Source organism: Nonomuraea ferruginea, from assembly GCF_039540635.1.
Classification (GTDB): Bacteria; Actinomycetota; Actinomycetes; order Streptosporangiales; family Streptosporangiaceae; genus Nonomuraea; species Nonomuraea ferruginea.
Map to the genome: position 1 here is coordinate 95,597 of NZ_BAABFD010000007.1, position 20,899 is coordinate 116,495.

The following is a 20,899-nucleotide window of genomic DNA, read 5'->3' on the forward strand; positions in this document are numbered from 1 at the left end:
CTTCAGCGCGGCGTCGCGCCCAGCCCGGCCAGGGTGACGTTGGAGCCGACCGCGATGCTCACGTGCTCGCTCATGGCGTTGTACGAGGCGCGGCGCGCGTCCTCCAGCGGCCCTGACGGCGGGCTGGAGCGGCCCCACACGGCCGGGTCGTAGGCGGCCAGGTACGCCTCCAGGCTGTAGCCGCCGACGGCGTAGTCCGCGCAGGTCAGCGGGTTGCCCGCGGCGTCGGTGTCGGCGTCTATCACGCCCTTCACGTACACGATCCGCGGCCGGTTGTCGGCCGGCTCACCGAGCGCGGCGATCAGCCCGGCCCTGGTGGAGACGACGTGCACGTCCTCCGGGCGGGCGGCGGAACCGCCCGTGGTGCCGGTGCCGGCCGCCGCCCAGCCGTCCTTCTCGCCGAGCGTCTCGCGGCCCAGCCGGTACGGGTCGGGCCGGTCGTGGTGGTGGCGGACGGGGTTCCAGCCGTCGCGGCCCTTCAGGTAGTGGTGAGGAGTGAGGCGGGCGGCGTCCCGGGCGGAGAGCTGCGGCCGGTCCTCGCCGGCGGTGGCGCCGGGGCCGTGGTTGCGGTACTCGGACAGGCGCGCGTCCCGCCAGCTCAGGCCCGACATGTCGGTCCACGGGGCGTCCTTGAACTGCTGGCCCAGCCACGACTCGCGGACCAGCACCTGCCCGCGCGCCGTCGGCGACCCGCCCGCCGGCCACGGCCGGCCCAGGTGGTACGTCCCGGCGGGTGCGTCGCTGACCAGGTGGCTGCGGTGGATCAGGAACCCGTACGGGTTGGCCACCTCGGTGCTCGCGGCGGTGACGTAGCCGTTGTTGGCGGCGTCGCCCCGGTCCAGGGCCTTGATGACGCACCGGTCGAAGACGGCGGTGGCCCGGCCGAAGATGAAGTCCACGTCGCCTTCCACGTAGCAGTCGTGGAAGTACTGCCGGGCGGTCGCGCCCGCGCTCTCGGTGTTGGCGTAGAGCGTGTCCTGGTTGCCGATGAACCGGACGTTGTCGTACACCTGCCGGTCGCCGGTGGTGCGGACGGCGACGGCCTGGCTGGGGCCGTTCGCGGCCTCGTCGTAGGAGTTCTCGAACGTGAGGTCGCGCGCGGTGAAGTCGGGCGCGCTGATCACGTACGAGGCGCTGCCCGAGGTGCCGTACGGCCCGGAGCCGTCGGGCCGCTGGATCGTGGCGGCGGCGTCGAAGGTCAGCACCACCTTGGCGGGGTCGTCGGTGTCTCCGGCGAGGGTGATGTGCGGCTTGTCGGCGGGGATGACGACCTGCTGCTTGTAGGTGCCCTCGCGGACGAGGACGGTCACCGGCCTGGCGTTGCCGGAGGGCACGGCGTCCACGGCGTCCTGCACGGTGGTGTGGTCGCCGGAGCCGTCGGCGGCGACCACGATGACGCTCCTGGGCGGGGGAGCGGCGGCGGCGGGGGCGGCCGCCGCGATGATCATGACGGCGATCACCGGGGGGAGTGACAGAAGTCGCATGCGCAACCTCTCGTGAGGGTGGCAATCGGTTGCACGAAACGTTGACGTAGCTCTCCTGAAACGTCAATGGTTCCTAGTAAAACTGCACTGTTGCTGCGGCAAGCGGTTGCAGCTCTGGCAGAACAAAGGCCCCCGCGCGGACGCGGGGGCCGGTGACGCTAGGGCCGCGGGTAACCGAGGGCGGCGGACAGCTCCTGGGCCGACTCCGCCACCACCTTGCCCATCTCCTCCAGGCGCGACTCCGGGGGCACGCGGGTCAGCGACATGCTGATGGCCGCGACGATGAGGCGGCGGTGGTCGCGCACCGGGGCCGTGATGCCCCCGGGGAGGTCGTCCAGCTCGACCGCGCTCACCACGTACCCGAACTCCCGGACGTGCGCCAGGTCGGCGAGCCACTGCTCCTCGTCGGCGATCGCCGAGTCCAGGCCGCCCGGCAGGGAGGCGCGCAGCAGCTCGCGCACGTGGTCCTGGTGCCAGTCGGCGAGCAGCGCCCGCCCCGCGCCCGCCATGAGAACCGGCACCGCGACGCCTTCCCAGACCCGGTGGTACGCCCGTGACGAGGGGGCCGACAGCAGGGTGAGCACCTGCTCGCCGCGGAGCACGCACAGGTGGGTGTCCTCGTCGAAGGTGGACGCCAGCCGCCGCAGGCACGGCGCCGCCATCTGCGCCAGCCGGGCCTGCTGGGTGCGGGCCGCGAGCGCGAACAGCCGCCAGCCGAGCCGGTAGCGCCGGGTCAGCGGGTCGCGTTCGACCATGCCCTCGGCCTCCAGCGCGCGCAGCGCCCGTGACACCTGGCTCTTCTCCCGCCCCAGGCGTTGCGCGATCCAGCTCACGCCGAATCCCTCGGCGTCACGTTCAGCGCCGTGACCAGCGAGAACGTCAAGGATCTCCAGGTCTCGGCGGAGACCCGCCGACGACACTGCCGGCCTCTCGGTCATGCTCATCCGTTCATAACAATGGTGTTGCGCTAAGTGCAACAGATTTTGCAATCACCGCAACACGGTCATACGTTTACATGCCAGTGCAAGAGTAAGCGAAGGCGGTTCTTTCATGACTTTCGGCGAGTACGTGGTCTCTCGATGGGGGACTCTCTCGCTGGCCGCTGCCGAACACGCCCTGGTCGTCGCCATCGCGATCGGCATCGCGACCGTGGTGGGCGTCGGCATCGGACTCCTCGGTTTCCAGGCGCCCAAGGTGCGCGGAGCCTCGCTGGCGCTGTCCGCGGGCATCCTCACCATCCCCTCGCTGGCACTGCTCACTCTGCTCATCCCGATCACCGGACTCGGCTGGGGGCCCACGCTCGTCGCGCTCACCGGGTACGCCTTCCTGCCGATCATCAGGAACACGGTGACCGGGCTGAACGGCGTCGACGCCGCCACCGTCGAGGCGGGCCGCGGGATGGGCCTGAGCGCCGCGAGGGTGCTGCTGAAGGTGCGGCTCCCGCTGGCCTGGCCGCTGATCCTGACCGGCGTCCGGGTCTCGGCCCAGATGCTCATCGGCATCGCGGCCATCGCCGCCTACGTCGACGGCCCCGGCCTCGGCACCCAGATCTTCGAAGGACTGGCCAGGCTCGGCTCGGTGAACTCGCTGAACGCGACGCTCGCCGGAACGCTCGGCATCGTGGTCATCGCGGTGCTCTTCGACGCGTTCTTCTTCGCCGTCCGCCAGCTGACCACCCCAAGGGGGCTTCGTGTTCGACCGTGATCCAGCAGGCGTCCGCATCGAGTTGCGGGGGCTGACCAAGCACTACCCGGGGCAGCCGGCTCCAGCGGTCGACAACGTCAACCTCGACATCCCGGCCGGTGAGCTGGTCGTCTTCGTCGGGCCGTCCGGCTGTGGCAAGACCACCACGATGAAGATGATCAACCGGCTGGTGGAGCCCACCTCCGGGGAGATCCGCATCGGCGGCGAGGACGTGCTCAACCTGCACCCCGACGAGCTGCGCCGGCACATCGGGTACGCCATCCAGCAGGTGGGGCTGTTCCCCCACCTGACCGTGGGCGAGAACGTGGCCCTGGTGCCCAAGCTGCTCGGCTGGCCCGCGGCCAAGGTCGCGGACCGGGTCGAGGAGCTGCTCTCGCTGGTCAACCTGGAGCCCGGCGCGTACCACGACCGCTACCCGCGTCAGCTGTCCGGAGGGCAGCAGCAGCGGGTCGGCGTGGCCCGCGCGCTGGCCGCCGACCCGCCGGTGATGCTGATGGACGAGCCCTTCGGCGCCACCGACCCGATCACCCGCGAGCACCTGCAGAGCGAGTTCGCCAAGCTGCAGAAGAAGCTGCGCAAGACGATCATCTTCGTCACGCACGACTTCGAGGAGGCGATCACGCTCGGCGACCGCATCGCGGTGCTGCGCGAGCGCTCGCACATCGCCCAGTACGACACGCCCGCCAACATCCTGGCCGCGCCCGCCGACGACTACGTGGCCGGCTTCATCGGCCAGGACGCCACGCTGAAGCGGCTGGCGCTGCTGACAGTGGACGACGTGCCGGCCGTCGGGCCCGTACCGTCGAGCAACGGGCTGCCCCGGGTGGACGCGGGCACCAGCCTGCGCGAGGCGCTGGACACCATGGTCGCCCACGGCAGCGACAGGTGCGCCACCCCGTCCGGGGTGCTCACCTACACCGCGCTGTGCGAGGCCGTGGGCACGGACGGCGCGAAGACCGGCCGCGAGGAGGTGGCGGCCGGTGACCGCTGACACGATCGCCATCGGCCGGGCCGGCGCGCCCGTCCGCGCTTCCGGTCTGCGCCACGTGCTCACCCCGGCCGCGATCGCCGTCGTCCTGGTCGCCCTCTACGCCTGGGTGAGCACGCTGGAGCTGGACTCCATCGAGCGCCGCAGCCTCAACCGCGAGGTGATCGTCGCCAAGGTGATCGAGCACCTGCAGATGACCGTGGCGGCCACCGCCCTCGTGGTGATCATCGCGGTCCCGCTGGGCATCGTCGCCTCGCGCTCCAGGAACCGGTTCATCACCCCGGTCATCCTCACCGCGGGCAACCTCGGGCAGGCCGTGCCGTGCATCGGGCTGCTCGTGCTGGCCACGTTCGTGCTGGGCGTGGGCTTCCAGACCGCGCTGGTCGGCCTGGTCATCTACGCCGTGCTGCCGGTGCTGCGCAACACCATGGTCGGGCTGCAGCAGATCGACCCCGCGCTCGTCGAGTCCGCCCGCGGCATGGGCATGACCAAGGGCCAGGTGCTGCGCCGGGTCGAGCTCAAGCTCGCGGTGCCCGCCATCCTCGCCGGTCTGCGCACCGCCCTGGTGCTGACCGTCGGAGTCGCCACGCTCGGCGCCTTCGTGGCCGCGGGCGGGCTGGGCGAACTGATCATCAACGGGCTCAAGCTCAACCGGATGCCCGTCACCATCGTCGGCGGCGTGCTGACCGCGTGCATCGCCTTCTTCATCGACTGGCTGGGCAGCCTCGCCGAGAAGCTGCTCAAGCCCCGTGGCATGTGATCCCGTCGACTTCCCATCCCTCGAATCCCGATTTTTCGTAAGACCCCCACCGCGAGAGGTGTTTTCACGTGTTTTCCCGCCCCGTCCGCCGCAAGTTCGCCGTGCTCGCAGCAGCGGCCCTGACCCTGACAGCGGCCGCCGGATGCGGTGGCGGCGGAAGCGCCGTCGAGGCGTCCAGCGCAGGCACCGAGCTGGAGGGCGCCTCGTTCGTCGTCGGCTCCAAGGACTTCACCGAGAACATCGTGCTCGGCAAGATCGCCGTGCAGCTGCTCAAGGCGCACGGCGCCGAGGTCGAGGACAAGACCAACCTGGGCGGCACGGTAACCAACCGCAAGGCGCTGCAGGCCGGTGAGATCGACCTGTACTGGGAGTACTCCGGCACCGGCTGGATCGAGCACCTGAAGAAGACCGAGCCGATCCAGGACTCCGCCGAGCAGTTCAAGGCCACCGCGGAGGCCGACCTGGAGCAGAACCAGATCCGCTGGATCGGCCCGACGCCGCTCAACAACACCTACGCCTTGGCCATCCGCTCGGAGAAGGCGCAGGAGCTGGGCGTCAAGACGGTCTCCGACGTGGCCGAGCTGGCGAAGACCAAGCCGGAGGAGGTCACGATGTGCATCGAGACCGAGTTCTCCACCCGCGACGACGGCCTGCCCGGCCTGACCAAGAAGTACGACTTCGAGATGCCCAAGGACCGGATCGCGCTGCTGGACACCGGCGTCGTCTACACCGAGACGGACAAGGGCGAGACCTGCAACTTCGGCGAGGTGTTCACCACCGACGGCCGCATCGCCGCGCTCGACCTGACCGTCCTGGAGGACGACAAGAGCTTCTTCCCGATCTACAACGCCGCGGTCACCGTCAAGGACGACCTGTACAAGAAGCACCCGGCCCTGGAGCAGGTGCTGAACCCGGTCATCGCGAAGCTGGACGACGCCACCATGCAGGCGCTCAACGCCCAGGTCGACGTGGACGGCAAGGAGCCCGGCGCGGTCACCGCCGAATGGCTGGAGCAGAACGGCTTCCTCGGCAGCAGCAGCTGACCGGCCGACCGCACCGGACGTGAGCCGGGGCGGTCGTACGGGTGATCGTCTCGCCGTGAAGGGCCCGGGCGCGCGCGTCCGGGCCTTCGGCGTTCCCTCCCGGCTCCGAAAGTTTCGGAGCCGCGGCGCATCCCTTACCCTCGTGAGTCGGCGTCGCGGAAGAGCCGGCCCGCATGGGCGTCGGCTCCGGCCGCGCCGCCGTGAGTCGGCGTCGCGGAAGAAGGGAGCCGGCCGGATGCCTCACGCGGCGAGACGTACGGTCACGCTGCGCGACGTGGCGGCGGCCGCCGGGGTCTCGGTGGCGACCGCGTCACGGGTGCTGGGCGGCAGCTCGCGCGCCGTCGCCCCCGAGTACGAGCGGCGCGTCCTGGCCGCGGCGGAGGCCCTGCGCTACACCGCGGACGCGGCGGCGCGCGCCATGCGGCGGGGGAGCGAGGCGATCACGCTCGTCACCGACGACCTGACCACCCCTGCCATGGGCGTCGTCGTGTCCGCGATGGAGCGCCAGGCCAGGATGACCGGCGTGTTCGTGACCGTCTCCGCCACCCACGGCGCCCTGGAGCGGCAGCTCGAAACGGTGCGCCTGCTGCGCGCGCTGCGGCCGCGCGCGCTCGTGCTGACCTCCTCCCGGTTCCGCGCGAACGCGCTCGACGACCGCCTGACGGACGAGTTGCGCGCGTACGAGCGAGCGGGCGGACGGGTGGTGATCGTCGGCGTGACGGACCGGGCGTTCGACTCGATCGCCTTCGACGACCACGGCGCGGGCCGGGTGATGGGGACCCATCTGGCCATGACCGGCCACCGGCGGGTGGCGATCCTGGCCGGCCCCGAGGACCGGGCGAACTTCGCCGCCAGGGTCGCGGGCTGCGCCGAGGGCCTGCGCCGGGGCGGGGTGCCCGCCCGCCAGGTGCGCGTCGTGCCCTGCGAGGCCGGCAGGGACGGCGGGTACGCGGCGGTCCGGCGGCTGATCAGGAGCGGGCCGCCGGATGCGGTCGCGGCGGTCAGCGACGTCCTCGCGATCGGCGCCCTGGCGGCCCTCCGAGAGGCCGGGGTGCCCGTCCCCGCCGAGGTGTCGGTGGCGGGCATCGACGACATCCAGCTCGCGGAGGACGTGACGCCGAGGCTGACGACGGTCGCGCTCCCGCTGGCCCACGTCGGCGCCGAAGCCATCCGCCTGGCGCTCAGGGAGACCCCCGAACCCGAACACCTGACGGTCCAGGGCACCCTCGTCATCCGCGGAACCACCCGCCCCTGACCCGCGGGAACCGTTCCCGCCGGGGCCGCCACCCGCCCTGAGCCGGGCGTCGTCGTCCGGCGGTAACCCCATCCGCAGAACCCCCTGACCCGCGGGAACCGTTCCCCGCCGAGGCTTCCGCCCGCCCCGAGGCGGGCGTCGCGGTCCGGCTGAATGCCCCTTGACGGTGAAGTCCGGGAAAAGGCAGACTGCGGAATGCGTTTTCCCGGCGCGCGCCCCCCACGCCCCCGAAGGGTCACATGTCTCAACGCAGCTACCGGTCCGCGATCGTCGGCACCGGCGGGATCGCCACCGCCCACGCACAGGCCGTCGCCGGGTCCGGCGGGCGGGCGCGCCTCGTCGCGGCCGTCGACGTCGACCTCGGCAGGGCCGAGACCTTCGCCGCCACCTGGCAGGTTCCCCGCACCTTCACGACTCTGACCGAGCTGCTCCGCGAGGAGCGGGTCGACCTGGTCCACCTCTGCACCCCGCCCCTCCTGCACGCCCCGCTCGCGCTCGAATGCCTCGAAGCGGGCGTCACGGTGCTCGTCGAGAAGCCGCCCACCCTCTCCCTGGCGGAGCTCGACGCGCTCGCCGAGGCCGAGAGCCGCTCGACGGCCCACATGGCGACCGTCTTCCAGCACCGCTTCGGCCCCGGCGCGGCCCGGCTGCGCCGCATGCTGGCCGGCGGCGAACTGGGCCGCCCGCTGGTCGCCACCTGCCTGACCCAGTGGTACCGCGGCGACGCCTACTTCGAGGTCCCCTGGCGCGGCACCTGGGCGTCGGAGGGCGGCGGCCCCACCATGGGCCACGGCATCCACCAGTTCGACCTGCTGTTCTCCGTGCTCGGCCCGTGGCGCGAGGTCAGCGGCCTGGCCGTCCGCCAGGCGCGCGACACCGAGACCGAGGACGTGTCGATGGCCATGGTCACGTTCGAGAGCGGCGCGGTCGCCTCGGTGGTCAACTCGGTGCTGTCGCCGCGCGAGACGTCCGTGCTCCGCTTCGACTTCGAGCGCGCCACCGTCGAGCTGGAGCACCTGTACGGCTACACCGACGCCGACTGGAGCGTCACCCCCGCCCCCGGCTGCGAGGACGTGACCAAGCGCTGGTCGGCCGAGGGCCGCAGCGCCGATTCCAGCGGCCACCACGGCCAGCTCGCGGCGGTGCTCGACGCGCTCGACCGGGACGAGGCGCCGCCGGTCACGCTGGCGGACGCCCGCGTGACGATGGAGTTCGTGGCCGCCCTGTACGCCTCCGCCTTCACCGGCGAGCGGATCACGCGCGGGCAGGTCGGCCCCGGCAGCCCGTTCGCCCGGCGCATGGACGGCACCGGCGCCCCCTGGGAAGGAACGGACGGATGACCGCCCTCCAGGCCGTCCACACGCTGGGCCGGTCCGTCGCCGTCACGGCCGGGGACGTCGAGCTGTTCGCCTACGTCTACCGTCCCGACACGCCCGTCCTGGAGTCGCCCAAGCCCTACCTGCACCCGGTGCGCACCCTGGGCGGCGACGTGGTGTCGCTCTACCGGCCGCACGACCACGTCTGGCACAAGGGCATCGCCTGGTCGCTGCCGCACGTGGGCGAGCACAACTTCTGGGGCGGGCCCACGTACGAACGCGGGCGCGGCTACGTACAGCTCGACAACAACGGCAGCGCCGTGCACCGCGAGATGACCGCGCTCGGCGCGGACGGCGGGCGCGCCGGTCTGGCGCACCGGCTCGACTGGATCTCCCAGGCGGGGCGGCCGGTGATCGAGGAGCGGCGCTCGCTCATGGCCACCGTGCTGGACGAGACGACCTGGGCGCTGGTCTTCGGCACGGCCATGACGAACGTGTCAGGCGGGCCGCTCGACTTCGGCTCCCCGACCACCAAGGGACGCGAGAACGCCGGTTACGGCGGGCTGTTCTGGCGCGGCCCGCGCTCGTTCACCGGCGGGATCATCCAGTCGCCGTCCGGGGCGGGCGGCGACGAGCTGCGGGGGACGCGGGCCGAGTGGTTCGGGTTCCGCGGCCGGCACGACGAGACCGGCGGCTGGTCCACGATCGTCATGGTGGACGACGCGGCCAACCCTCAGCACCCGCCGCGGTGGTTCGCCCGCAGCGAGATGTTCGCCTGCCTGTGCCCGGCGCCGTTCTTCGGCGAGGAGCTGCGGGTCGAACACGGCCGCACGCTCGGCTTCCGGTACGCGGTCGTGATCGCCGACGGAGACCGGGGCGACGAGGGCAGCGCGCTGCTGGCCGAGCGGGGCCGCGCGGTGCTGGCCGACGTGCCGGCCGACGTGCTGGCCGACGTGCCGGCCGACGTGCGGGCCGACGTGCCGGCCGACGTGCCCGCCGCCTTGGCGCCGCCGGGCGGGGCCGTCGCATGACGGCGTTCCCCGGCGGCACCTCCGTCTCCCGGCTGTCGGTCTACACCGGCGCGTGCGCCGACGGGCTCGAAGGCGGCACCCCGCACCTGCACACCGCCTCCACCGAGGCCTACGTCGTCACCGGCGGGCGCGGCGCGCTGCAGACGCTCGACATGAACGGCCTGCGCGAAACGGAGCTGACCGCGGGGACGACCGTGTGGTTCACGCCGGGCACCATCCACCGGGCCGTCAACCGGGGCGGCCTGGAGGTGGTCGTCGTCATGCAGAACGCCGGGCTGCCCGAGGCGGGCGACGCCGTCATGACGTTCCCGCCGGAGGTGGTGTCCGACCGGGACGCCTACCAGGAGGCGGCCGGGCTGCCCCCTGGCGGGGAGGAAGCGGCCGTGGCGCGGCGGCGTGACCTCGCCGTCGAGGGGTTCCTCCGGCTGGCCGAGAGCGCCCGCGCGGGCGACTACGGGCCGCTGCTGCGCTTCTACGACAGCGCCGTCGCCCTGGTCCGGCCCAAGGTCGCGGGGTGGCGGCGCATCTGGGAGACCACGGTCGCCGCCGGGACCCGCGACACCGCCGAGGTGCTCGACGCCCTCGGCCGAGGCGACGGCATCCACCTGCGGCACGCCATGCTCCTGGAGGCGCCGCCGCAGGAGCGCTGGGGCATGTGCGGCCACCTCCGCGCCCACGACGTCACCCGCCCCATCGTCCACGCCCCCGTCCATCCCTCCACGCACCCACCCGTCAAGCCCTCCGCGCACTCACCCGTCTCTCAACCCACGCACTCACCCGTCGATCCGCCCGCGCACGCGTCCGTCTCTGAACCCGGGCATTCACCCGTCGATCCACCCGCTCACGCGCCCGTCTCTCAACCCGCGCACCCATCCGTCGATCCGCCCGCTCACGCGTCCGTCTCTGAACCCGCGCATCCACCCGACTCTGAACCTGCGCACCCACCCGTCAAGCCCTCCACGCACTCACCTGTCTCTCAACCCACGCACTCACCCGCCGATCCACCCGCGCACGCGCCCGTCCATCCGCCCGTGCGCCCGGCGTCCGGCCGTGATGCTTGACGGGTCTGAAGGGTCGGGCGTGATGCCTGACGGGGCCGAGGGGCCGGGCGCGGTGACCCTGCATGACGTGGCGCGGGAGGCGGGGGTCTCCGTCGCCACCGCGTCCCGCGCGCTCAACGGCAGCGCGCGCAACGTCCGCACCGAGAACGCCTCCCGGGTCCGGGCCGCCGCGGCCAAGCTCAACTACCGGCCGCACCTGTCGGCGCAGGCCATCGCCAGGGGCCAGACCAGGACCGCGGCCCTGGTCGTGGGCGACGTGGCCGACCCGTACTTCTCCGCCATCGCCGCCGGCGTCACCGAGGCCGCGGAGGCGGCCGGGCTGATCGTCACCATGGCGGTGGCCGGCCGTTCCCCCGAACGCGAGCTGGAGATCATCCGCACGCTGCGCGGCCAGCGCCCCCGCCTGATCGCCGTCGCCGGCAGCCGCATCGACGGCGCCGCGACCAGGGCCGCGCTCTCCGGCGAGCTGGAGGCGTACCGGTCCGCCGGGGGCCGCGTCGTCATGATCAGCCAGCGCGACCTGCCGTTCGACACGGTGACCATCGACAACGCGGGCGGCGCGTACCAGCTCGCCCGCGCGCTGGCGGCGGCCGGCTACCGGCGGTTCGCGCTGTTCCGCGCGCCCGCCACCGTGCGCACCTCGCGTGACCGGTGCGCCGGCTTCCTGGCGGGACTGCGCGAGCTGGGCCTGGCCGTCGAGGACCGGTTCGTGGTCGAGACCGAGTTCACCCGCGCCGGCGGCTACGAGGCCGCGCGCCGCCTCGCCGAGCGCGGCCTGGACGGGCTGGAGGTGGTCTTCGCCGTCACCGACGTGATGGCGATCGGCGCCATGTCCGCCTTCCGTGACGCCGGCCTCGTCCCCGGCAGGGACATCGGCGTCGCGGGTTTCGACGACATCGACTCCGCCGTGGACGTGACGCCCGCGCTCACCACCGTGGCCGTGCCGCTGCGCGAGGTGGGGCTCACCGCGATGCGGGTCGCCCTGTCGGACGACCCGGGGCCGGTGAGCGTGCAGACCTCGACGACGGTGCTGCTCCGCGAGAGCACCCCGGTACGCTCCCGGACCCGCTGACGTCTCCGGCCGTGCTGCAAGAAAAGGGGTACGGTGCCCTGACGGTGGCAGAAAGGCAGACATGCGGAAATTTGTGATCATGGGGGTGCAGGGGAGCGGCAAGGGGACGCAGGCGGCGATGCTCTGCGACGATCTCGACCTCGTGCACATCAACGTGGGCAACATCTTCCGCTGGCACGTCAAGAACCACACCAAGATCGGCGCCCAGGTCCGCCGCCTCGTCGCGGCCGGTGAGCTGGTCGGCGACGACCTGGTGGAGGACGTCGTGCGCGAGCGGCTCCAGCAGCACGACTGGAACTTCGGCTTCGTCGTCGACGGCTTCCCGCGCAACCGGCGGCAGACCGAGTTCTTCCTGGAGAGCTACGACATCGACGGCGTCATCCTGCTCGACCTGCCGGACGACGAGGTGCGCCGCCGGGTGCTGGCCCGCCGCCTGTGCTCGCGCTGCGGCATGGACTACAACCTCATCGCGCACCGCCCCGAGACCGAGGGCCGGTGCGACGTGTGCGGCGGCGAGCTGGTCACCCGCGCCGACGACACGCCGGAGGCCCTGGCCCGGCGGCTGCGCGACTACCACGGCAAGACCGACCCGGTGATCGACCTGTTCCGCCGCAAGGAGTACGTGGTGGTGGTCGACGCGCGCGACGACCAGGCGACGGTCCAGCAGACGATCAGGGACCGCCTCGGGCTGCCCGCCTACCGCGCCGGTTCGAGGACCTGAGCCGGGAACGGTCATCAGGTGGCCGCGCCGGGCGCGCTCTCGTGCCCCGGGAGGCCGCGGGTGCGGCGGCGGGCCTTCATCTCGGCCTCGTAGACGTGCGTGCGCCCGCCCACCAGCCGGTCGCGGGCCTCGGCCTCCAGCCGCTGGAACGTCGCGTAGTAGCCGGCGTCGTACTCCTCGACGACCTGGAACGTCCACCGGCCTTCCAGCACGTTCAGCCCGATCAGCTCCCGTTCGATGCGCCCGGCCAGCTCGCCGTGCCCGGCGCCGCGCAGCAGCTCGGCCACCTCGTCGAGGGCGTTGTCGGCGCCGCCGGTGAGCTGGTGGAAGGCGTAGAGGTGGCCACGCGCCCGATGGATCTTCTCCAGGGCCTCGCTGAACAGGCCGAGCGCCTCGACGACCTCGTCGGTCACGCCCGGCGGCCGCCGGTGCGCGGGGTCGGGGTCTCCGCTGCCGTGCTGATCTGTCATGGTTTGGCGCTACCCGCTAGAGGCCCGCCAGCACGTCCGGCCGGTTGGTGATGATGCCGTCCACCCGGTACGAGACGAGCCGCCGCATGATCTCCGGGTCGTCCACCGTCCAGGTGAAGACCTGCATGCCGAGCTCCTGGACCGCCTCCACGTAGCCGGGGGTGAGGTCCCGGTACGGCGGGTTGACCTGGCCCGCGAACTCGGCGAGCCCTGCCAGCTCGTCTGCCGTGGGCGTGCCGAGCAGGCCGACCGGCACGTCCGGCATCAGCCGGTGGAAGGTCCGCATCGAGTCCCAGTCGAACGACTCCACCACCACCGGGCCCGGCCACGAGCGGCGCAGCTCCAGCACCGTGCGGCGCTCGATGCCGGGATAGAGCTCCGGGGCCTTGATCTCCAGCAGCAGGCCGAGGCCGGTGCGGTTCATCGCCTTCAGCGCCTGCCGGAGGGTCGGCACCCGCGTGCCCGCGAACGAGGGGCCGAACCACGAGCCGGCGTCCAGCCGGCGGATCTCGGCGAGGGTGAAGTCGCCCACCCGCCACGGCGACCGGTCGGGGAACACGGACTCCACGTCGGTGGTGCGGGTGAGCGTGGTGTCGTGCATGAGGATCAGCGCGCGGTCCTTGGTCTCCTGGACGTCGAGCTCGAACATGTCGGCGCCCTGCCGGGCGGCCAGCTTGAGAGCGCCGATCGTGTTCTCGGGAGCGTAGGCGGAGGCCCCGCGGTGGGCGACGTTGGAGACCCCGGCGGGCGGCGCGGCCCCGGCCGGGACGGTGAACGGGCTGGTGACCAGGCTGGTGACCATGGCCAGGGCCACCAGGACGGTCATGAGGACGGTGCGTGTGCTTCGGGACATGGGTCTCCTCGATAGCGGGGAGTCGCCTACGCACCGAACCTGACGTGCCGTCATGACGAAGTGTTGACGCGGAAGTGGACGTCCGATGGACCTTGCGGATCAGCTCTCCGTCAAGAGCGGCCGCACCACGTACCTCATCGTGGCCCAGACCACGTACAGCAGCGGCGCGAGCGCCAGCAGCAGGCCGAGCACCGGCTTGAGCAGCACCACCGCGACCGCGAGCGCGAGCACCGCGAGCGTCGGCGCCGTCAGGTACCAGCGGCGGGCCACCAGGTACAGGCACGGCCGCACCAGCTCGCGCACCCGGCGCGGCGACTCCGCCACCACCACCAGCACCGCCACCGTCACGGCCACGACCAGCGCGGCCCCGGTGGCGAAGAACGGCACCAGGGCCGCACCCCACGAGGCGCCGGCGACCACCACCGCGTCGACCGCGAGCACGCTCACCGCGACCGCCCCCGCCAGCCACGCGGCCAGCGCGCGCGTCGCGGCCCGCCGGTAGCCGGACCAGAAGGCGCGCAGCACCGCCGTCGAGCCGTCGTCCAGCAGGGCGAAGCACCGGAACGCGCCCGCCAGCGCCGGCGCGCACACCGCGGACAGCACCGCGAAGAACGGCCACGACAGCAGCGGGTCGCGCACCAGCGCCAGCGCGGCCAGCAGCGGCGCGCACGACAGCGCCAGCAGCACGTTCGTCATCAGCCCGACGTAGACGGTGCCGAAGACCTTCTCGTACGTCTCCTGCCGAGCCGGACGCAGCAGGCCGCGCGCCGCGCTCATCCTTTCAACCCGCTCGTCGCGATGCCTTGGATGAAGTAGCGCTGCCCGAACAGGAAGATGACCATGACCGGCAGCACCGACAGCACCGCGCCCGTCATGATCATGGCGTAGTCGGCCTGGTACTGCCCGACGAAGGAGCGCAGGCCGAGCTGCACGGTCCACAGCTCGTTGCTCGTCAGGTAGATGAACGGCCCCATGTAGTCGTTCCAGGTGCTGACGAACGTGAGCAGGGCCAGGCTCGCCAGCGCCGGCTTGGAGAGCGGCAGGATGATCCGCCGGTAGATGCCGTACTCGCTGAGCCCGTCGATCCGCGCGGCCTGGCACAGCTCGTCCGGGATCGACATGTAGTACTGCCGCATCAGGAAGACGCCGAACGCGCCGAACGCCTGCAGCAGGATGATCGACAGGTGCGTGTTGATCAGGTCGGCCCGCTGCATCATGATGTACTGCGGCACCATGTAGGCCTGCCACGGCACCGCGATCGTGGCGATGTAGGCCAGGAAGAGCCCGTCCCGGCCGGGGAAGCTCACCTTGGAGAAGCCGTAGGCGGCGAAGCTGCCGGTCAGCACCTGAAGAAACGTGATGACGACCGACAGGTAGAGCGAGTTGCCCAGGTAGGTCGCCATCGGGATCTGCTCCCAGATCTCCACGTAGTTCGACCAGCGGAACTCCCGCGGGATCCACTCGATGGGGATGGTGAAGACCTCGTTGTTCCGCTTCAGCGACGAGGTGACCATCCACCCGAGCGGCAGCAGCACCAGCAGCGTCACCGCGACGAGCGACACGTACGCCAGCGTCCTGCGGAAGATCCTGGGCCCGCGCGGCGGCGGGCCGGCCTGGCTCGCGCCGGGGCCGGCGGCCGGGGGAGCCTCGCGCAGCGTGGTCATCAGGAGCTCCTCCGTTCGTTGATGCGGAACTGGACGACGGTCACGGTGAACACCAGGAGGAACAGCACCAGCGCGATCGCCGACGAGTAGCCGAACTCGCCCTCCCTGATGCCCTCACGGAAGATGAGCTGGGCCAGCACCAGCGTGCTGCGGCCCGGCCCGCCGTCGGTCATGACCACGATCAGGTCGAGCACCTTGAAGCTCTGGATGGTCAGCATGACCAGCACGAAGAACGTGGTCGGCCGCAGCGACGGGAGCGTGATGCGCCAGAACCGCTGCCAGGCGTTGGCCCCGTCGACCATGGCGGCCTCGTAGTACTCCTTGGGGATCGTCTGCAGACCGGCCAGATAGAGCACCATGTAGTAGCCCATGTCACGCCACACGCTGGTGGCGATGACCGCGGGCATCGCCCAGTCGGTGCTCGCGACCCAGCGCGGCGGGTCCTGGACGCCGATCGCCTCCAGGAACAGGTTGACCGGCCCCGCCGTGGGGTTGAACAGCATGTTCCAGACCACGGCCACCGCGACCAGCGAGGTGACGTACGGGAAGAACGCCGCGGTGCGGAAGAACTCGACGCCGCGCAGCCTGCGGTTCAGCGCCATGGCCAGCCCGAGGGCGGCGGCGAGGGTCAGCGGGATGTGGCCGGCCGAGTAGTAGATGGTGTTGCGGAGCGCCACGTGGAAGTTCTCGTCGTTCCACAGCCGCGCGAAGTTCTCCAGCCCCACCCATTCTGGGTCGTTGGCGGAGTCCCATTCCATGAACGCCAGCGCGAACGCGGCGAGCACCGGGACGAGCGTGAACAGGGCGAAACCCAGGAAGTTCGGCAGGATGAAGCTCCACCCGATCAGGGTGTCGCGCCAGGCCCGCCGACGGCGGGGCGCCTGCGATCCGCCCGGCGCCGGGTGCGTCATTACGTGCGCCATGGTGTCCCTCTATGGCTCCTTTCGCGAAGACTCCTTCGCGAACCTGATGCGGGAGCGGCGGGCGCCCCCCTGCGCCCGCCACGGCGTCCCTTAGTTGAGGACTTCGCTCTTGACGCGGTCGTTCATCGACTTGATCCCCTCGGCCACCGACTTGTCGCCGACCATGATCAGCTGGTGCTCCTCGTTGAGGATGGTGTCGACGTCGGAGGTCTTGTCGCTCACCGGCATCTCCAGCACGACCTTGTCCGGCTCGAACGCCTTCTTCGACAGGTCGTCGGCCGGCATGCCCTTGAGGCCGAAGTACGCCTCGGTGATCGCCGGGTCCTGCAGTGCGGGAACCACGCCCACCTTGGTGATCGCCTCCGCGCCGGCCTTGCTCGCGGCGAACTGGACGAACTTCCTGGCCAGGTCGGCGTTCTCGCTCCGCTTGTTCACCGCGAACGCCGTCGGCGACCCGAACGTGGTGACGTCGGTGGCGCCCGGCCGCTGCGGCATCGGGGCCAGCGCCCAGTCGACCTGGCTCTCGCCCTTCTCCTTGGCCTCGAGGATGCCGGAGATGTACCAGGTGCCCATGGGCATCATGGCCGTCGCGGCGGTCTCGAACATGGTCCGGTAGTCGGCCTGCTGGGCCGTCGCGGTGCCGAAGTCCAGCGCGTTGCCGCCCTTCTGCAGCGACAGCGCCATGTTGTACTGGTCGGCGAAGAAGTTGTAGTCGCCGCTGAGCTGGTCGCCGCCGGTCTGGGCCGCCGAGATCGCCTGGATCACCGACCGCCAGGTGTGGTGGTAGGTGCCGTAGACCTTCTGGTTGCCGTCGCCCTGGCTGAGCTGCTGGGCGTACTTGGCGTAGTCGTCCCAGGTGATGGGGCCGTCGAGCTTGATGTTCGCCTTGTCGAACATGGCCTTGTTGTAGTAGAGCAGCCAGAAGTCCTGGCGGTACGGCAGCGCGAAGTAGCTGTCGTTGACGTTGAAGGCGTCCAGGCCGGCGAGCTTGGAGGTGTCGGTCGACTTGACCATGTCCGTGATGTCGAGGAGCTGCCCGCGGGCGGAGTAGCGCGAGTAGTCCGTCACGTTCTTCATGGTGATCACATCGGTCTTGTCGCCACCGGCCAGCATCGTGGTGACCTTCTCGGGATAGTCGTCCGCGAGAATGTCGGCCGGCTTCACCGTGACCCCGGGGTTCGCCTTCTCGAAGGCGTCGAACAGGGCGGTGAACTCCGGCGTCTTGGCGAGGTTCCACACGGTGATCGTGAGGGTGGTGCTCCCGCCGCCTTCGGCGGTCTCACCGGAGCCGCCGCCACCGCACGCGGCGACCGCGAGGGCGAGCGCGGTGGCCACTCCCGCGGTCTTCACAAGATGGCGGCGCACTCTGGCCTTGGGGGGGTTCGAAGGGATCATTGATCCGGTCTCCTTCCATGAAGCCGGGCTCAGGCGCTCACGCTGATCTCGTCGGCTGTGACCGGCGCCCGTGGCGGCAGGCCGGACAGGTAGCGTTCGAGCTCGTCGAGGGCGCTCTCACTCATCCGCCGGGTCTCTGATCCCAGAGATCCGGCGACGTGGGGGGTGATCATGACGTTGTGCAGGTCGTACAACGGCGAGTCGGCGGGCAGCGGCTCCGGGTCGGTGACGTCGAGGATCGCGTCGAGCCGCCCCGTCACGCACTCGCTCTCCAGAGCGGCGGTGTCGAGCACGGACCCACGCGCCGTGTTGATGACGGTCGCGCCGTCCCTCAGCAGGGCGAGCTCCGCCGCCCCGATCAGGTGACGCGTTTCGGGCAGCGCGGGCACGTGCAGGGTGAGCACGTCGCAGCGCCGCAGCAGGTCGGGCAGCTCGACCAGCCTGCCGCCGGCCGCGCGCACCTCGGCCGGGTCGGCGTACGGGTCGGCCACCAGGATGTCGACCTCCAGGCCGCGAAGCCTTTCGGTGACCCTGCGGCCCACCCGCGAGAAGCCGACGACGCCGATCGTGCGCCCGCGGTTGGACAGCTCGCCGCGCCCGGCCGCGTAGGACCAGTCGTCGCGATGTTTGCGCGCGTCGTGGGCCAGGAACGGGGCCTTCTTGCCCGCGAAGATGATCGCGGCGAGGGTGAACTCGGCGACCGGTATCGCGTTCTCGTCGGCGGCGTTGGTCACGAGTATCCCGCGCCGCCATACCTCGTCGGTGACGAAGGAGCGTACCGTGCCCGCGCAATGGAAGATCGCCCGGAGCTCCGGCGCACCGGCCAGCAGCTCCTTCGTCAGCGGCGGGCAGCCCCACGAGGTGACGAGCACCTCGACCTCGCGCAGCCTGCGCCGTACGAGCGGGTCGTCGAAGTTCATGGTCGAGATAGGATCGGTGAGTTCGACGAGTTCGTGCAACCGTCGTAACTGCGGCTCCTGAAACTGCACCCCGAAGTGCGCAGGATCCATGACCAGCAGGGCCTGTGGTCGACGACGGTCTCTCACCCGGGTCCTTTCGGCAGCAAGCGCTTACCAGTGTCGCTGATCATGTCCGATCATTTCAATCACGTCAAGATCTCTTTAGGGCGCTATACGATCGTTATCGATCGTCAAGGTCAGGCTTGGCGGCGCATTTCGGCGTGAAGGCTGATCGAAGTGAGCGCTTTTGATCAGTGTTTGCTTGACGTGTTCGCTCGGTGGTGCCAGCATCGCCTGAACTCATCGCTGACTGGGAGGCCCGATGCGCTGGCTGCGGGAGCTGGACGACCGGAAACTCTCGCCCCACACCGGCTGGACCCGCGACCACTGGGCGGCGCTGGCCGACCACCTCCTGCTGTCGGCGCGGCGCCACGCGTCCCCGTCCCACGCGCGGATCTCCTTCCCCGGCGAGCCGGGCGGCTACGGCCCCGACGTGGACGGGCTGGAAGGGTTCGCGCGCACGTTCCTGGCCGCCGGGTTCCGGGTGGCCGGCGAGGGCGGCCGCGACCCGCACGGCCACCTGGAGTGGTACGCGCGCGGCCTGGCCGCCGGCACCGACCCGGCCTCCCCCGAGCGGTGGGTGCGGCTGGACGAGCACGACCAGGCCAAGGTCGAGGCCGCCTCCATCGCGCTGGTGCTCCACCTGACCAGGCCGTGGCTGTGGGACCGGCTCGACGACGGCGTCCGGGAGCGGGTGGTCGCCTATCTGGCCCCGGCGATCGGGTCCTGGTATCCGCCGATCAACTGGGTGTGGTTCCAGATCGTGGTCGAGCAGTTCCTCGCCTCCGTCGGCGGGCCGTGCTCTCCCGCCGACATCGAGGCCGGGCTCGCGCTCACCGACGGGTTCGCCCGCGAGCAGGGCTGGTACGCCGACGGCGACAAACGCGCCTACGACCACTACGTCGGCTGGGCGCTGCACTTCTACCCGCTGCTGTGGACCGAGATGGCCGCCGGCGACCCGGCCGCCGACACCCGCCGCTCCGCCTACCTGTCCAGGCTGGAGCGCTTCCTGCGCGACGCCGTCCACCTCGTCGGCGCCGACGGGTCGCCGCTCATCCAGGGCCGCAGCCTCACCTACCGGTTCGCCGCCGCCGCCCCGTTCTGGGCGGGCGCCAGGGCCGGGGTCGGGTCGCCCGGCCTGCTGCGCCGCGCCGCCTCCGGCATCGTCCGCCACTTCGCCGAGCGCGGCGCCCCCGATGACGACGGCCTGCTGACGCTCGGCTGGCACGGCCCGTGGCGGCCGATCGCCCAGTCCTACTCCGGCACCGGCTCGCCCTACTGGGCCGCCAAGGGCCTGTACGGCCTGGCGCTGCCCGCCGACCACCCCGTGTGGACCGCCGTCGAGGAGCCGCTGCCGGTGGAGGAGGGCGACTTCCAGCTCGCGATCCGGTCACCCGGCTGGCTGGTCTCCGGCACCCGCGCCGACGGCGTCGTCCGCGTCGTCAACCACGGCACCGACCACGCGCTGCCCGGCGACCAGCTGTCCGACTCCCCGCTCTACGCCCGCCTGGGCTACTCCACCGCCACCTCGCCCGTCCTGGCCGGCCCGCACGCCGCCGACCCGCTCGACCAGTCGGTCACCCTCCTCGACCCGTCGGGCCGGCCCAGCCACCGCACCGGCTTCGACGCCCTCCTCGCCGACCGCCTCCCCACCGGCACCGCGCTCGGCGCCTCCCGCTGGCGGGCCCACTGGGTCGAGCCCGGCCTGGACGCCCCGGACCACGGCTCGGGCCGCGCCGGCGCCGCCACCCCCGGCCCGACGCTCACGGTCGTGTCCGCGCTGCGCGGCCCCTGGGAGGTCCGGCTCGTCCAGGTGGCCGCCCCATGCACGTCTCCTTTGCGGATCGGCGGCTGGCCGGTCTCGTCGGCCTCCGACTCCCTGATCGTCCCCGGCCCCGGCCTCGACCTGGCGGACGTCACCCGCGCCGAGGACGCCACCCCGCTGTCCCCGGAGACCTTCATCCCCTGGTGCGGCACCACCGCCGCCGCCGAGCCCGGCCGCTGGTACGTCGCCGGCGTCCATCTCGGCACGGCCGCCTCCCCGGCCCCCGAGATCGCCTGGACCGCCACCACAGCCCGCATCTCCTGGCCGGACGGCGTCACCGACACCCTCGACCTTCCCGCCCTCCTCCGCTGACGG

Annotated in this window: 20 protein-coding genes; 11 read left to right on the plus strand and 9 right to left on the minus strand. The window is 71.7% G+C overall.

The genetic code is table 11. From position 1 onward, the window contains the following. Positions 1-2: 2 nt before the first annotated feature. Positions 3-1,484 carry a pectinesterase family protein gene (locus ABD999_RS15250; protein WP_271276938.1) on the minus strand — a complete coding sequence of 494 codons (1,482 nt, stop codon included), beginning with the start codon at positions 1,482-1,484 and terminating at the stop codon, positions 3-5. Between the two features lie 158 nt (positions 1,485-1,642). After that, complete coding sequence (locus ABD999_RS15255; RefSeq protein ID WP_333485709.1) at positions 1,643-2,428, minus strand: IclR family transcriptional regulator; 786 nt, start codon at positions 2,426-2,428, stop codon at positions 1,643-1,645. 106 nt (positions 2,429-2,534) lie between these two features. Between ABD999_RS15255 and ABD999_RS15260 the strand changes: the two genes are divergently transcribed. From ABD999_RS15260 to ABD999_RS15305, 10 genes are all read left to right on the plus strand, one after another. Continuing rightward, entirely contained in the window at positions 2,535-3,188 is a 654-nt protein-coding gene (locus ABD999_RS15260; protein ID WP_271276939.1) for an ABC transporter permease, read from the plus strand. Further along, complete coding sequence (locus tag ABD999_RS15265) at positions 3,175-4,179, plus strand: ABC transporter ATP-binding protein (RefSeq protein ID WP_271276940.1); 1,005 nt, start codon at positions 3,175-3,177, stop codon at positions 4,177-4,179. The genes ABD999_RS15260 and ABD999_RS15265 overlap by 14 nt, the downstream gene beginning before the upstream one ends. Continuing rightward, complete coding sequence (locus ABD999_RS15270) at positions 4,169-4,936, plus strand: ABC transporter permease (protein ID WP_222709055.1); 768 nt, start codon at positions 4,169-4,171, stop codon at positions 4,934-4,936. The genes ABD999_RS15265 and ABD999_RS15270 overlap by 11 nt, the downstream gene beginning before the upstream one ends. A gap of 68 nt (positions 4,937-5,004) precedes the next feature. After that, a complete protein-coding gene (locus ABD999_RS15275) occupies positions 5,005-5,979 on the plus strand; it encodes a glycine betaine ABC transporter substrate-binding protein (RefSeq protein ID WP_271276941.1) in 975 nt (324 codons plus the stop codon). 235 nt (positions 5,980-6,214) lie between these two features. After that, the gene (locus tag ABD999_RS15280; RefSeq protein WP_148033309.1) at positions 6,215-7,234 is read left to right on the plus strand and encodes a LacI family DNA-binding transcriptional regulator; all 1,020 of its coding nucleotides are present in this window, start codon (positions 6,215-6,217) and stop codon (positions 7,232-7,234) included. A 239-nt stretch (positions 7,235-7,473) separates the two neighbouring features. After that, positions 7,474-8,574: a Gfo/Idh/MocA family protein gene (locus ABD999_RS15285; protein WP_271276942.1), complete on the plus strand. Its 1,101-nt coding sequence runs from the start codon at positions 7,474-7,476 to the stop codon at positions 8,572-8,574. After that, complete coding sequence (locus tag ABD999_RS15290; protein WP_271276943.1) at positions 8,571-9,581, plus strand: DUF6807 domain-containing protein; 1,011 nt, start codon at positions 8,571-8,573, stop codon at positions 9,579-9,581. Before ABD999_RS15285 ends, ABD999_RS15290 begins: the two co-directional genes overlap by 4 nt. Next, the gene (locus ABD999_RS15295; RefSeq protein ID WP_271276944.1) at positions 9,578-10,642 is read left to right on the plus strand and encodes a cupin domain-containing protein; all 1,065 of its coding nucleotides are present in this window, start codon (positions 9,578-9,580) and stop codon (positions 10,640-10,642) included. The genes ABD999_RS15290 and ABD999_RS15295 overlap by 4 nt, the downstream gene beginning before the upstream one ends. A 22-nt stretch (positions 10,643-10,664) precedes the next feature. Further along, complete coding sequence (locus ABD999_RS15300; protein WP_271276966.1) at positions 10,665-11,714, plus strand: LacI family DNA-binding transcriptional regulator; 1,050 nt, start codon at positions 10,665-10,667, stop codon at positions 11,712-11,714. Positions 11,715-11,775: 61 nt separating this feature from the next. After that, positions 11,776-12,435 (plus strand): adenylate kinase family protein, encoded by a 660-nt coding sequence (locus ABD999_RS15305; protein ID WP_148033305.1) that lies wholly within the window; start codon positions 11,776-11,778, stop codon positions 12,433-12,435. Positions 12,436-12,449: 14 nt separating this feature from the next. Here the strand turns inward: ABD999_RS15305 and ABD999_RS15310 are convergent, their stop codons facing one another. From ABD999_RS15310 to ABD999_RS15340, 7 genes are all read right to left on the minus strand, one after another. Continuing rightward, on the minus strand, positions 12,450-12,905 hold the full coding sequence (locus ABD999_RS15310; protein ID WP_271276945.1) for a hypothetical protein: 456 nt from the start codon (positions 12,903-12,905) through the stop codon (positions 12,450-12,452). 16 nt (positions 12,906-12,921) lie between these two features. Next, positions 12,922-13,758 carry a glycerophosphodiester phosphodiesterase gene (locus tag ABD999_RS15315; protein ID WP_219548531.1) on the minus strand — a complete coding sequence of 279 codons (837 nt, stop codon included), beginning with the start codon at positions 13,756-13,758 and terminating at the stop codon, positions 12,922-12,924. A 99-nt stretch (positions 13,759-13,857) separates the two neighbouring features. Then, positions 13,858-14,535: a hypothetical protein gene (locus ABD999_RS15320; RefSeq protein WP_271276946.1), complete on the minus strand. Its 678-nt coding sequence runs from the start codon at positions 14,533-14,535 to the stop codon at positions 13,858-13,860. Further along, the gene (locus ABD999_RS15325) at positions 14,532-15,422 is read right to left on the minus strand and encodes a carbohydrate ABC transporter permease (protein WP_148033301.1); all 891 of its coding nucleotides are present in this window, start codon (positions 15,420-15,422) and stop codon (positions 14,532-14,534) included. Before ABD999_RS15325 ends, ABD999_RS15320 begins: the two co-directional genes overlap by 4 nt. Further along, positions 15,422-16,345, minus strand: a complete 924-nt coding sequence (locus ABD999_RS15330; protein WP_271276947.1) for a carbohydrate ABC transporter permease — start codon at positions 16,343-16,345, stop codon at positions 15,422-15,424. Before ABD999_RS15330 ends, ABD999_RS15325 begins: the two co-directional genes overlap by 1 nt. Positions 16,346-16,435: 90 nt before the next feature. Beyond that, the gene (locus ABD999_RS15335) at positions 16,436-17,740 is read right to left on the minus strand and encodes an ABC transporter substrate-binding protein (protein WP_271276948.1); all 1,305 of its coding nucleotides are present in this window, start codon (positions 17,738-17,740) and stop codon (positions 16,436-16,438) included. 29 nt (positions 17,741-17,769) lie between these two features. Continuing rightward, positions 17,770-18,660 carry a hydroxyacid dehydrogenase gene (locus ABD999_RS15340; protein WP_246640779.1) on the minus strand — a complete coding sequence of 297 codons (891 nt, stop codon included), beginning with the start codon at positions 18,658-18,660 and terminating at the stop codon, positions 17,770-17,772. Positions 18,661-19,021: 361 nt separating this feature from the next. Between ABD999_RS15340 and ABD999_RS15345 the strand changes: the two genes are divergently transcribed. After that, the gene (locus ABD999_RS15345) at positions 19,022-20,896 is read left to right on the plus strand and encodes a DUF2264 domain-containing protein (RefSeq protein WP_271276949.1); all 1,875 of its coding nucleotides are present in this window, start codon (positions 19,022-19,024) and stop codon (positions 20,894-20,896) included. Positions 20,897-20,899 lie beyond the last annotated feature (3 nt).